We start from the raw sequence: 11,454 nt of genomic DNA, 5'->3' as shown, positions 1-11,454 counted from the left end.
ATTTCTTTATAAAGTTTGAAAAGTGCTTGTGAGATCACAAAGTCCTGCAGAATATAGTGAACTTGTGACAATGGCATCAATGCCTGTAGCAGCGTACTCTTTGGCATTTCTTCTATTAATGCCGCCGGCAGCTATAATTTTTGCAGCTGGATAGTACTTGTTTTTATATTCAACTAACTGTTGTAATTTTTCAGGTGTAGTTTTATCCATTTGGATAACATCTGCTCCTAAAGAGAGCATTTTTTGCGCATCTTCAAGGGAATCTGACTCAATCACCAGTTTTTTCTCAACACATCGCTCTTTAATCTCAGGGATTGCCGCTTCAAACTCATCCTGCGTATCATAAAGTGCCCTATGATTATCAAAGATAAGAACAGACTCAGATAACCCTAGCCTATGGGGTAAGACACCTGCAGATACTAACGAACGCATAACAAAATGTTTTGCAAAAGGAAAACTTTTACGTGTAACAAATATTTCACATTTTGCATTAACCTCTTTTACTTCCTGAACCATCTTGTGTGCAGCCGTAGCCATACCACAAGAGTATTCTAAAAGTATCTGTGTCACTCTCCATGCTTGGTGAAGTGTTTTTGCATCTCCCTGAAGTTCTAAAAAACTGCTTCCCTCTTTTATCAAACTACCGGATCTTATTTCATAAGTTGCCCTGCATCCTAAAAGCTCCCCTATACGTGCAGCTTCCTCTATACAAGCTACAACAATATCTTCTCGTGTTTTGATCTTTAAAACAGCCTGCTTATTTTGAACTTTAGAATCAAGCAAGTGGGTTGTAAGATCGAAATAGGGAATATCTTCACGAATATATTCCCAAAGTTCATGATCTGATAAACGCATTATTACTCCACTATATAACCGTAAGATGTGAAAATATCTTTTGCTTTTTTACTTAAGATAAAATCATAAAACATTTTATACTCCGGATTCTTATTTCCATCTTTTAACAATACAATTCCCTGTTTAATAGGTGTATAAAGTTTAGGATCTACCGCTACCCAGTTGATCCCTTTTTTATATTGTTTCATTTTACTACTGTAAAGTGAAGATTTTGCGATTAGACCTATATCTGCCGCTGTAACTGCGTATGTAACAGTTTGTGAAATAGATTCTGCAAAAACAAACTTTTGTTCTACTTTATCATATATATTTCCATTTTTCATAGCTTCGATGGCAGCTTTTCCGTATGGTGCCGTTTTTGGGTTGGCTACGGCAATCTTTTTGATCTTTTTGTCTGTAAGTAGATCAATCCCTTTAGAAAAATCCTGTTTTGTATCACTCAAGTAAGCTAAAGCACCCTGTGCATATACTACAGGTTTTGTAGTAGCAATCTTGTCATTATATAGAGACTCGGGATACTTCATATTTGCAGCCATAAAAAGACCGTAAGGTGCACCGTTTTTTATTTGTGCCGTAAGCTTACCGCTGCTTCCCAACGTTACTGTTACTTTTGTATCCGGATGTGTTTTAGCAAACTCTGCTTTTAACTCATCAATAGCATAACTGACATTTGCTGCAACTGCGATATTTATCTCACCTGCACTCAGTGTTAAACAAGTAAGTAAAAATGATAGTACTGTTTTTTTCATCTTCTTTTCTCCCGATTTTCAATATGTATTCTTATATATAACGACCGAAGTATATCTATTTACATAACGCTTTGTCAATTGCTCTTTTAGAAAAAATAGTATACAATGGTTATATGAAAAATGAAAAATCAAATAGCAATATAGTTTTTACTCTTCTTCTTTATACAGTTATAATCTTTCCTTTTTTTAGCATGCTTTTAACCTATTTTATCTCAAAATATATCACTGAAAACCCTATAGTTATTGACACAACAACACTATTTATGTTGTTTTTGTCATTAAAATATGCCCTCTCTTATATAGATAAAAAGATAGATATTAAAGAGCCTAAAAAGGTATTTGAACTCTCATGGAAAATTTTTGGAGCAATTAATCTGATCTTATTATTTATGTCAATAAGTAAAGATTTTTCGTTATATCATATAATATATATCTTTTTTTATTATTGGATCAAGTTTATTATATTTTATGAAATGACAAGAAGATATTTTTCCGGTTTGCTCAATGATACAAATATGCTAGAATATAAAGAATTAAATAAAAAGGATGAAGTAATGGTTTATTGTAGGGGTTGCGGAAAAGAGATTCATGAAACTGCAGAGAGTTGTCCTCATTGCGGAGCTCCGCAAAACATTCCATCGACAAAGACAAACGGTGTTACACTCTTTTTCGTAGGGCTTGGCTGGTCTATAGTAATATGGTTTGTGTCATTGTTTACAATCGGTTTTTTTATAGGATTTGTAAATCCTGAAGACGGTGCTGAAATAGCAGGAAAGTTTGGCGAGGATTACGGAATTGTCTTGTTATTAGTTTCTATGATTGTTTCTGCAATACTTACAAAACTTAGAATTCTTCCGGGAAGCGGGAAAAAGGCTTAATCACCCCACCCTAGTTTTTGTTTTAATACATCAAAATAGTTAAACTCTTCTCTGTGAAGCAGTTTGGCTGTTTGTGATGCCAATTTTATATGAATACTCTCATTTTGTTCTAATTCGTGCATATCTTGTCCATCGATAATAATGAGTGCACGCTTATCTGTTGACTTCATCTCTATTTGAAATTTTCCCGGTAATACAACAGGTGTTTGTGTCAATGAGTGGGGACAGATAGGTGTTAGTGTAAATACCTGAGTCAAAGGGAACAGTACCGGACCACCTGCTGAAAGATTGTATGCAGTTGAACCCGTAGGAGTTGAAACAATAACCCCGTCTCCATAATATGTATTAAAAGAGTTCCCATCAACAAGTGTCTCTATATGGATCATGTTTGAGATCGAAGGACGGGTTAAGACTATATCGTTAAATGCATACATTGTTACATCTTCACCGTTTTTAGTGACAGTCGCTTCTAGAACTGCACGCTCATCTATACGGAACTTGCCCTTCTCCAGATTTGCCACGAAAGTATCAAGCTCATCCATACCCACATCTGCTAAAAACCCAAGATTACCGGCATGGATTCCAAAAACCGGTATATCGTAGTCAAAACTACGACGTACTACAGAGATCAGTGTCCCATCACCCCCCAATGTAACCAAAACATCACACTGCTTACATAAGAGTTCAAAGTCCATTCCCATTACATCGATCATTCCGGCACTAATACTTTCTATATATACATCCATCTTATGTGCTTCAAAAATTGACTTCAATTTAAAGAAGTCATCTTTAAGCTCTGGAGTGGACGGTCGTAAGATTACACCAACTTTTTTTATGATTTTTGTTTGCAAGGAGACTCTTTTTTATAAATAATTTTGTATATTATACACTATTTCGATATAATCGCGAAAATATTTTTAGATAGGACTCTATGTTGAGAACTCATTACTGTACAGATTTAAACGAAACAAATGTCGGTCAAGAGGTTACTGTTGTTGGTTGGGCAAACAGTTACCGTGACCACGGTGGTATTATATTTATAGATTTACGTGACAAGACTGGACTTATCCAGCTTACATGTGATCCAGAGGATAGCGCAGAAGCTCATAAGATTGCTGATAGTGTTAGAGACGAGTACGTTTTAGTAGCTAAAGGTAAGGTACGTCTTCGTGGTGAAGGTTTAACAAACCCACGTCTTAAAACTGGTGCTATAGAGATAGTTGTTGATGAACTTGTTATTGAAAACAAGTCAGCTCCACTTCCATTTGTAATCGGAGATAAAAAAGTTGGTGAAGAAACAACTTTAAAATATCGTTATTTAGAACTTCGTGATCAATCAATGTATGAAGCATTCCGTCTTCGTTCAAAAGCAGCAATCGCAGCAAGAAACATCTTAGATGAAAACGGTTTCTTAGAGGTTGAAACTCCAATTTTAACTAAATCTACTCCGGAAGGTGCAAGAGATTACCTAGTACCGTCTCGTGTACACAATGGTGAATTTTATGCACTTCCACAATCACCACAGCTATTCAAACAGCTTTTAATGGTTGGTGGATTCGATAGATACTTCCAGATCGCTAAATGTTTCCGTGATGAAGATTTACGTGCTGATCGTCAACCGGAATTTACTCAAATAGACGTTGAGATGAGTTTCTGTGATCAAGAAGAGGTTATTAAAGTTGCAGAAGATCTAATCGTTGCAATGTTTAAAGCATGTGACATCGAAGTAACAGCTCCGTTTAACCGCATGACACACAAAGATGCTATGGAAAAATACGGTTCAGACAAACCAGATATGAGATATGGTCTTGAGATGGTTGACGTTATCGATATTTTCGAGAGATGTGACAATGAGATCTTTACAAATATCGCTAAAAAACCACACGTAAACCGTATTAAAGCACTTAAAGTTCCTGGTGCTGACTTAGTATTCTCTAAACGTGAAATGAAATCTTTTGAAGACTATGTACGTAAGTTCGGTGCACAAGGTCTTGGTTACTTCCAAATGAAAGAAGACGGTCTTAAAGGTCCACTTACTAAATTCTTCAGTGAAGAGGATATTCAACTGTTAATCGATAGATTAGGTATGGAAATTGGCGACGTAGTATTCTTCGGTGCAGGTGATAAAAAAACTGTATGGGATTATATGGGAAGACTAAGAATTTTCATTGCTGAGCATGAAAAAATGAATCTTGTAGATCCAAACAAATATGAATTTTTATGGGTAGTAGACTTCCCGATGTTTGAAGTTGAAGATGGACGCGTTAAAGCACTTCACCACCCATTTACAATGCCAAAAGATACAGATAAAGACGATGTAGAAGATATTGAATCTATCGCTTACGATATCGTACTTAACGGTGTTGAGCTTGGTGGTGGTTCTATCCGTATCCATAAAGAGGAAGTTCAAGCTGAGATCTTTAAACTTCTTGGAATCTCTGACGAAGAAGCTAGAGAGAAATTCGGTTTCTTACTAGATGCATTAAAATTCGGTGCACCTCCACACGGTGGTTTTGCTATCGGTTTTGACAGACTTATGATGCTTATTACTAAAAAATCATCAATTCGTGACGTTATCGCATTCCCTAAAACACAAAAAGCTTCTTGTATCTTAACTGAAGCTCCATCTCAAGTTGACAATGAGCAACTAAGAGACTTACATATCAGAATCCGCGAACAAGTTAAAGCGTAATGAAAAAACTGTTTCTAATCATCGGGGCTCCAGGCTCCGGTAAAACAACTGATGCTGAGCTGATTGCTAAAAATAATGAACAGATTTCACACTACTCTACAGGAGATATGTTAAGAGCTGAAGTTGCCCGTAACACTCCGCGTGGTCAAGAGATCAACCAATATATCTCTAAAGGTGAAATCGTTCCTATAAAAATTGTAATTGAAACAATTGTAAATGCGATCAAAGCTTCTGAAAATGATATTGTTATTATTGACGGATACCCTAGAAGTATTGAGCAGATGATGGAATTAGATACATACCTTCAAAATACTCCCGATGTAAGACTTACAAGTGTTATTGAAGTTGAAGTAAGTGAAGAAACTGCACGTGATAGAGTTTTAGGACGTGCTCGCGGTGAAGATGACAATAATGAAGTGTTTGACAACCGTATGAAAGTATATATGGGTCCGCTTGAAGAGATCCGTGACTTCTACAAAGAAAAAGACCTGCTAAAAGTTATTTCCGGAGAAGGAACTATTGATGAGATTGTTTCTGAAATGGAAAGCTTTCTAAAAGCGAGAATCTAAGTTTAATCAATAAACAAAACTTCTTGTTTTGTTTATCCCCCTCCTCCCTTCTTATATTTATCTCAAATCACTTGGCACTATTTTTGCTTTAATCTATAAAAACAGTAAATGTTATTTTTCATTTAAGGTTGTCATTATGGAAACTTCAACAGACTACGTAAACCATGTCAGCATTGTCAAAGAGTTAAATATTTATCAAAATGCAGAAGATAGCAGGAAGAATGCTTTGACATTTGAAGCTGTATATGAAAAAGCAAAAAAAGCTGATGTAAAAGTGGATACAGCAAAAGATTTTATTAACTCACTTTCGAGAAATGAACAATTTTCAATAGGCTTTAGCCCTTCTGATTTGGATTCTCTCAGTAATGAAGGGGCTTATAACCTTCTTGTACATAACTATGAAAGATATGACTGGAACAATGACGGTGTAACAGAAGATGGATTGGCTAAGACTTTGCCGATGATTCCTCAAAACATGGATGATGATGCAAAAAAAGCATGGGTAAAAGCAATCAATGCCATGGGTGACGATATGATGGCCGTTATGACGATCTCATTTCAATTAAACGAGGAGTATACAAAACGCCAAATTGCTGAGCATCTTAGCCAAATGTCTGACTCCGAAATAGATGAGATGCAAAAACATGCCAGTTTTGATATAAGAGAATTTATTGAAGAAACTCTTTCAAAACCTTATGTTCCCAAAACACTCACTTTTTTAGACATAATGGATAAAATAAATCAGACAATTAACCCTCCAGCCGAAGGTTATTCATCCCCTGAACTAAAAGAATCTGCTCAAAAATTAAAAGAAGCCCTTGAAAGAGCCTATGCAGAGATACAGATACAAAAACAAGAAGAACAACTTGTAACGCAGCAACAAATTGAATTTATAGAAGAAGCAGACAAAATGTTGAATAAAGAAAAAGAGAATGAGTTAGCCAAAGCTATTAAAGAAATATAAACTCCTCAATAGATTGTTTTTAAGATGGAAAGCTTTTTAAAAGAGAAAACTTGGCAGACTCTCTTCCGTAATGAATCACCTCTTCTGCTTTATGAAACTCGTAAAATTCACATAAATTTCCCGGTATAGAGATAGTTAAATCGGGTTCTTGCTTTTCTAAATGGGCATCAGCAATTATTTTTTGCATTGTCTCTATTGAATCTTGAATAATCTGTACAGAATTTATTTTTTGATTTACAACTTTTTTTGCTTGAAAATAATCACGTATTTTTCTTACAAATTGATTTTTATCACCGTTTGGCAGTTGAAACTCTTTGTTTATTCCCTCATCACCGCTTAGATCTACAGCAATAGTATAAAGAGAACTATCATTGGGTTCTACTATACCTAAAGGGTTACAAACTCCACCGTCAACAAGGACCATATCCTCTTTCATTACAGGTGTAAAAAGTGTCGGAATTGCTACTGAAGCACGAATTGCTTCAACAAGGGAACCTTTTGTAAAGTAGTAAGGTTGTTTCGATTTGATATCTGTTGCGATAGCAACGTAAGGGATAGATAACTCTTCAATATTGGGCTTGCCTATCATATCTGCTATAACATTAAAAACCTTCTCACCTTCAATTATGCCACCCTTTTTAAAACTAAAGTCGACAAGTTTAAGAACATCAAGTGGATCAAGGTTTAAAACCCATTCTTCGTAGAGGTCAAGTTTTCCAGAAGCATAAAGCCCACCTATGAGCGCACCCATAGATGAACCGGATATAAACTTTATATTGTAGCCCTGGCGTTCAAGTTCACGGATTACACCTATATGTGCATAACCCCTTGCTCCGCCACTTCCAAGATAAAGTGCTATATCTTTTGTCATAAAGATGTTTAGTTAGCTAAACCTGAAACAATAGCTTTTTCAACATCTGCAATATCTGCAGTACCGTCTACAGTGATATATTTAATAGCTGAGTTTTGAGCAGCTTGTTCTTTGTAGTAACCGATTAACGGCTCAGTTTGATCGTGGTAAACTTTAAGACGATCAAGAACTACTTCCTCTTTATCGTCATCACGTTGTACTAGATCTTCACCTGTTACATCGTCTTTACCTTCAACTTTCGGTGGATTGAAAACAACATGGTATGTTCTACCGCTTGCAAGGTGAGCACGACGTCCGCTCATTCTTTTTACGATCTCTTCATCAGCTACATCAATTTCAATTACTGCATCAATTTGGATACCTGCAGCAGTTACAGCATCAGCTTGAGCAAGTGTACGTGGGAAACCATCTAAAAGGTAACCGTTTTTACAATCATCTTCAGCGATACGATCTTTTACAAGTCCGATGATGATCTCATCAGTTACAAGTTTACCTGCATCCATAGCTTCTTTTGCAAGTTTACCCATTTCAGTACCAGCTTTGATTGCAGCACGTAGCATATCTCCAGTAGAGATTTGAGGGATGTTATATTTTTTAGTTAAAAATTGAGCTTGTGTACCTTTTCCGGCACCAGGAGCTCCAAGTAGTATAATTCTCATGTTTTTCGTCCTAATAATTTTTATAGTTGCAATTATATATAAATGAGTTTAAAAAAAGATATGATCGTTACTCTTCATCATCTTCATAATGACTTTGTGCTTGTTGAATATCTTCGATCAGCTCTTTACACTCTTCTTCATCGATTTCACCCATATGGATCTCTTCTAATACATCTTCAAGATCAGCTTTAAATTCACGAAGCTCTTCGATCTCCTCTTTTGCCTCATCAGTTGCATCTTTTGTATCTGCGATCTCTTCAAATATCTCATCAAGTCTATCATTAATATCTGGAATTACACTTTGTGTAAGTAGTTCTTCTAACTTTTGTGCGTATGACATATTGTGCTCTCTTTTGTTTATTTTTGAAATTATACTTTTATTTCACTTAGAAAGTTACTTAGAAAACTAATTGTTACTGATTTGTTTCCAATGAAGTTTGCTATAATTTGTTCTATGAATAAATATCTCTGGATACTCACCTACCTGACAATATTGATATGGTCTCTTATTAATCCTAAAGACCAATTTACATGGGTACTTGAAGTCACCCCTGCACTGATTGGCGGGGTTGTTTTACTTCTGACTTATAACTCTTTTCGCTTAACACCGCTTTTATACTATTTAATATTAGCACATTGTATTGTATTAATGGTAGGTGGTCATTATACCTATGCAGAGGTACCTTTGTTTGATTCTCTAAAAGATTTTTTTGGAACACAAAGAAATGATTACGACAAGATAGGACATATCTTTCAAGGGTTTGTTCCTGCTATGGTAGCCAGAGAGATACTTCTGCGTAAAAACGTAGTGCAAAACGGGATGTGGCTGCACTTTATAGTACTTTCAATCATTTTGGCAATTAGTAGTTTATACGAGCTGGTTGAATGGTGGGTTGCCGTGGCAACCGGAGACAGTGCTGAAGCTTTCTTAGGGACACAGGGGTATGTATGGGATACACAATCAGATATGGCCTACGCACTTTTAGGCGGGATTCTTGCTCTTATAACCCTTACAAAACTTCATAATAAACAGCTTAGTTCTTTACAATAAAACCTCTTTTAGATTATAATTGCCCCATGAATTTTTATGCAGTTATAATCGGAACAGAGATCTTAAACGGTCGAAGAGTAGATAAACATTTTGAGTTTTTAAAACAGGAACTTGCAAAGTTCGGGCATGAACTCTTTGCCTCTTTAGTTATCAAAGATGATGAAACATTGATTACAAATACATATAAGATGATAAAAGAGGACCCAAAGGGTGTAATGTTCTCTTTTGGAGGGATAGGCTCAACTCCTGACGATCTTACACGTAGTATTGCCTCTCAAGTATTTCGTAATGCACCTACACAGGCAAATCAAAAATTTTTAGCCGATATTATTGAGAGATTTGGTGATGAAGCGTATCCACACCGTATCCATATGGCAGAACTTCCACCAAAGTCAGATCTCCTTTTCAATCCGGTAAATAATATGTCCGGTTTTTCACTAGATGATCACTATTTCTTTGTCCCGGGATTTCCGTCTATGGCGCATCCTATGCTAAGTAGCGCTATTAAACAACATTTTTCAAAAGTTCGCACAAGACATAGAAAAACCCTCTATGCAGATACAAGCGAAAATACTCTTATTTCGGTTATGAAAAAGGTTCCCGATCATGTTGAACTCTCTTCACTTCCTATCTTTGTAGAGAATAAACCAAATGTTGAACTCTCTTTAATTGGAGAGGAAGTTACAGAGGTAGAAAAATACTTTGAGATGTTTACTCAGCTATTAAAGGAACAAAATATTAGCTATAAATTAATGTAAATCTGAGACTTACCGATATTAAAAGTATCATTAGTCAAGGATTTTTATCATGTTAGTTTGGTTATTGGTACTTTTTTTGCTATTTGCTTTCGCGTATGTTGTTTATAGAGTTGTTTTTTTATCTGATGAAGTTGAAGAACATGAGGAACATAAACATAATTATACTTTTAAAATATAAGAGAAATAATGGCAATAACGATGAACAACCATGTCTTTAAGGGGCATAGGACACTGCTTGGAAATAAGTTTGTTACATATGGCGAACTGGAACTTCCAACAAGATATGAACAATATCAGCAATCTAAAAATGGATTTGACTGGGGTAATCAAAGTAAAGGTGCAATGCAACTTGCCTTTTCTATGTTGGCTCAATTAAGCAATGAAGAACTAGCCGAAACTTATGCACAACAATATACAAAAGATATTGTAAGAGGTTTAAATACCAGAGATTGGGTAATTAGTGCATCGGAAGTGTTACAATGGATCGAAAAAAATTGTACTGATTTTAAAAATTCAGAGACTAAAACAAAAAAAACTGCATCGGTAAAAAAACCTGTAAAAAATTCAACTAAAAAACAAACGAAACAAAAGTCAAATATTGTAAAGGATATATGTAAAGAGTTAAACATTACGCAAAAACAATTAGCCGAAATCCTTGAAGTTCCGGAAGGAACCGTTTCAAGCTGGGCTGTAAAAAATGAGATCCCAAGACTTGGGAAAAAAGCGATAGAATTTTATATTGCAAATCAAAAAAATCAAAAAATTGTAGATAGCTACAAAAACTTTATTAATTTATTACAAGAACTGTAAAAGGAGTATTATTGAAACCAAAAGATGAAGTGACAAGAAGTTTACTTATAGATAGAGCTACATGGGATGATGCTATGAAATATTCTCGTGTAAGATATAAAATGAGTTTAAGTAAAGTGATTGAGTCACTTTTGCAAGAGTGGCTTACGAAAGAGAAACGTAAACCTCTTGACAATGAAAAACAAGGGAAGTTTTTTGAGTAAACAGTGCTACTCAAACTTTTAAAAAAATAACTTGTAAACCAAAGCCGCTACAACTACCCAAATAAAAATCACTACTAATGCCGCTGTTTTTGAGCGAGGAAGAGATTTTAAAGTTGATTGGTGTGCTTTTGTTTTACACTCCTCCCAAATCTCTTCAGGTACCAACTTTATAGCAAGTAAGATCGCTAACGGCAGTAAAATAAAATCATCAAGATAACCTATAATCGGAATAAAATCTGGAATTAAGTCAATTGGGCTAAGGGCATAGGAAACTACAATAACTATGATCGTTTTTGCTAAAAACGGAACATCTTTATGGTGATATGCCAAATAGAGTGCAAAAAGATAATGCTTTAGACTCTTAGCCCATTTTTTTAATTTCTGCAAACAGAACC

The 11,454-nt window shown here is 35.4% G+C and carries 15 protein-coding genes; 8 read left to right on the top strand and 7 right to left on the bottom strand.

Features of this window, described 5'->3' with window-relative positions; all coding sequences use genetic code 11:
* Nucleotides 1-6 precede the first annotated feature (6 nt).
* Together modD and modA are read right to left on the bottom strand one after the other, a co-directional pair.
* Nucleotides 7-855, bottom strand: coding sequence for a ModD protein (gene modD / locus FJR03_RS05725; protein ID WP_193114682.1), 849 nt, complete (start codon nucleotides 853-855; stop codon nucleotides 7-9).
* A gap of 2 nt (nucleotides 856-857) precedes the next feature.
* Nucleotides 858-1,604 (bottom strand): molybdate ABC transporter substrate-binding protein, encoded by a 747-nt coding sequence (gene modA, locus FJR03_RS05720; RefSeq protein ID WP_193114681.1) that lies wholly within the window; start codon nucleotides 1,602-1,604, stop codon nucleotides 858-860.
* 113 nt (nucleotides 1,605-1,717) lie between these two features.
* Here modA and FJR03_RS11630 point away from each other — a divergent pair, with 113 nt between their 5' ends.
* On the top strand, nucleotides 1,718-2,482 hold the full coding sequence (locus tag FJR03_RS11630) for a zinc ribbon domain-containing protein (protein ID WP_226962191.1): 765 nt from the start codon (nucleotides 1,718-1,720) through the stop codon (nucleotides 2,480-2,482).
* Here FJR03_RS11630 and FJR03_RS05710 read toward each other — a convergent pair.
* The gene (locus tag FJR03_RS05710; protein ID WP_193114680.1) at nucleotides 2,479-3,333 is read right to left on the bottom strand and encodes an NAD(+)/NADH kinase; all 855 of its coding nucleotides are present in this window, start codon (nucleotides 3,331-3,333) and stop codon (nucleotides 2,479-2,481) included. The two genes, FJR03_RS11630 and FJR03_RS05710, sit on opposite strands and share 4 nt — an antisense overlap.
* An 83-nt stretch (nucleotides 3,334-3,416) precedes the next feature.
* Here FJR03_RS05710 and aspS point away from each other — a divergent pair, with 83 nt between their 5' ends.
* The 3 genes from aspS to FJR03_RS05695 all read left to right on the top strand — a co-directional run bounded on the left by aspS (nucleotide 3,417) and on the right by FJR03_RS05695 (nucleotide 6,707).
* Complete coding sequence (aspS, locus tag FJR03_RS05705; protein ID WP_193114769.1) at nucleotides 3,417-5,174, top strand: aspartate--tRNA ligase; 1,758 nt, start codon at nucleotides 3,417-3,419, stop codon at nucleotides 5,172-5,174.
* Nucleotides 5,174-5,743: an adenylate kinase gene (locus FJR03_RS05700; protein WP_193114679.1), complete on the top strand. Its 570-nt coding sequence runs from the start codon at nucleotides 5,174-5,176 to the stop codon at nucleotides 5,741-5,743. The genes aspS and FJR03_RS05700 overlap by 1 nt, the downstream gene beginning before the upstream one ends.
* A gap of 136 nt (nucleotides 5,744-5,879) precedes the next feature.
* Nucleotides 5,880-6,707: a hypothetical protein gene (locus tag FJR03_RS05695; protein WP_193114678.1), complete on the top strand. Its 828-nt coding sequence runs from the start codon at nucleotides 5,880-5,882 to the stop codon at nucleotides 6,705-6,707.
* A gap of 19 nt (nucleotides 6,708-6,726) precedes the next feature.
* Here the strand turns inward: FJR03_RS05695 and FJR03_RS05690 are convergent, their stop codons facing one another.
* The 3 genes from FJR03_RS05690 to FJR03_RS05680 all read right to left on the bottom strand — a co-directional run bounded on the left by FJR03_RS05690 (nucleotide 6,727) and on the right by FJR03_RS05680 (nucleotide 8,577).
* The gene (locus FJR03_RS05690; RefSeq protein ID WP_193114677.1) at nucleotides 6,727-7,578 is read right to left on the bottom strand and encodes a patatin-like phospholipase family protein; all 852 of its coding nucleotides are present in this window, start codon (nucleotides 7,576-7,578) and stop codon (nucleotides 6,727-6,729) included.
* Between the two features lie 8 nt (nucleotides 7,579-7,586).
* Entirely contained in the window at nucleotides 7,587-8,237 is a 651-nt protein-coding gene (gene adk / locus FJR03_RS05685) for an adenylate kinase (protein WP_193114676.1), read from the bottom strand.
* Between the two features lie 67 nt (nucleotides 8,238-8,304).
* Nucleotides 8,305-8,577: a hypothetical protein gene (locus FJR03_RS05680; protein ID WP_193114675.1), complete on the bottom strand. Its 273-nt coding sequence runs from the start codon at nucleotides 8,575-8,577 to the stop codon at nucleotides 8,305-8,307.
* 114 nt (nucleotides 8,578-8,691) lie between these two features.
* Between FJR03_RS05680 and FJR03_RS05675 the strand changes: the two genes are divergently transcribed.
* The 4 genes from FJR03_RS05675 (at nucleotide 8,692) to FJR03_RS05660 (ending at nucleotide 11,059) form a co-directional block, all read left to right on the top strand.
* Complete coding sequence (locus tag FJR03_RS05675; RefSeq protein ID WP_193114674.1) at nucleotides 8,692-9,288, top strand: DUF2238 domain-containing protein; 597 nt, start codon at nucleotides 8,692-8,694, stop codon at nucleotides 9,286-9,288.
* Between the two features lie 26 nt (nucleotides 9,289-9,314).
* Nucleotides 9,315-10,046: a competence/damage-inducible protein A gene (locus tag FJR03_RS05670; RefSeq protein WP_193114673.1), complete on the top strand. Its 732-nt coding sequence runs from the start codon at nucleotides 9,315-9,317 to the stop codon at nucleotides 10,044-10,046.
* Between the two features lie 186 nt (nucleotides 10,047-10,232).
* Nucleotides 10,233-10,856, top strand: coding sequence for a DUF6166 domain-containing protein (locus FJR03_RS05665; RefSeq protein WP_193114672.1), 624 nt, complete (start codon nucleotides 10,233-10,235; stop codon nucleotides 10,854-10,856).
* A gap of 11 nt (nucleotides 10,857-10,867) precedes the next feature.
* Complete coding sequence (locus tag FJR03_RS05660; protein ID WP_193114671.1) at nucleotides 10,868-11,059, top strand: hypothetical protein; 192 nt, start codon at nucleotides 10,868-10,870, stop codon at nucleotides 11,057-11,059.
* A gap of 18 nt (nucleotides 11,060-11,077) precedes the next feature.
* On the opposite strand, the gene FJR03_RS05655 is transcribed toward FJR03_RS05660, so the two are convergent.
* A complete protein-coding gene (locus tag FJR03_RS05655; RefSeq protein WP_226962190.1) occupies nucleotides 11,078-11,446 on the bottom strand; it encodes a YkvA family protein in 369 nt (122 codons plus the stop codon).
* Nucleotides 11,447-11,454: the final 8 nt, after the last annotated feature.

It is taken from the genome of Sulfurimonas marina (assembly GCF_014905095.1).
Taxonomy (GTDB): domain Bacteria; phylum Campylobacterota; class Campylobacteria; order Campylobacterales; family Sulfurimonadaceae; genus Sulfurimonas; species Sulfurimonas marina.
Note: the sequence above shows the minus strand (reverse complement) of the source record. Positions and strands in the feature narration are given on the sequence as shown.

Excerpts from the sequence above, each read along its gene's own strand:
- modD (WP_193114682.1), bottom strand. The coding sequence starts at position 855 with ATGCGTTTATCAGATCATGAACTTTGGGAATATATTCGTGAAGATATT.
- modA (WP_193114681.1), bottom strand. The coding sequence starts at position 1,604 with ATGAAAAAAACAGTACTATCATTTTTACTTACTTGTTTAACACTGAGT.
- FJR03_RS11630 (WP_226962191.1), top strand. The coding sequence starts at position 1,718 with ATGAAAAATGAAAAATCAAATAGCAATATAGTTTTTACTCTTCTTCTT.
- FJR03_RS05700 (WP_193114679.1), top strand. The coding sequence starts at position 5,174 with ATGAAAAAACTGTTTCTAATCATCGGGGCTCCAGGCTCCGGTAAAACA.
- FJR03_RS05695 (WP_193114678.1), top strand. The coding sequence starts at position 5,880 with ATGGAAACTTCAACAGACTACGTAAACCATGTCAGCATTGTCAAAGAG.
- FJR03_RS05690 (WP_193114677.1), bottom strand. The coding sequence starts at position 7,578 with ATGACAAAAGATATAGCACTTTATCTTGGAAGTGGCGGAGCAAGGGGT.
- adk (WP_193114676.1), bottom strand. The coding sequence starts at position 8,237 with ATGAGAATTATACTACTTGGAGCTCCTGGTGCCGGAAAAGGTACACAA.
- FJR03_RS05680 (WP_193114675.1), bottom strand. The coding sequence starts at position 8,577 with ATGTCATACGCACAAAAGTTAGAAGAACTACTTACACAAAGTGTAATT.
- FJR03_RS05675 (WP_193114674.1), top strand. The coding sequence starts at position 8,692 with ATGAATAAATATCTCTGGATACTCACCTACCTGACAATATTGATATGG.
- FJR03_RS05670 (WP_193114673.1), top strand. The coding sequence starts at position 9,315 with ATGAATTTTTATGCAGTTATAATCGGAACAGAGATCTTAAACGGTCGA.
- FJR03_RS05665 (WP_193114672.1), top strand. The coding sequence starts at position 10,233 with ATGGCAATAACGATGAACAACCATGTCTTTAAGGGGCATAGGACACTG.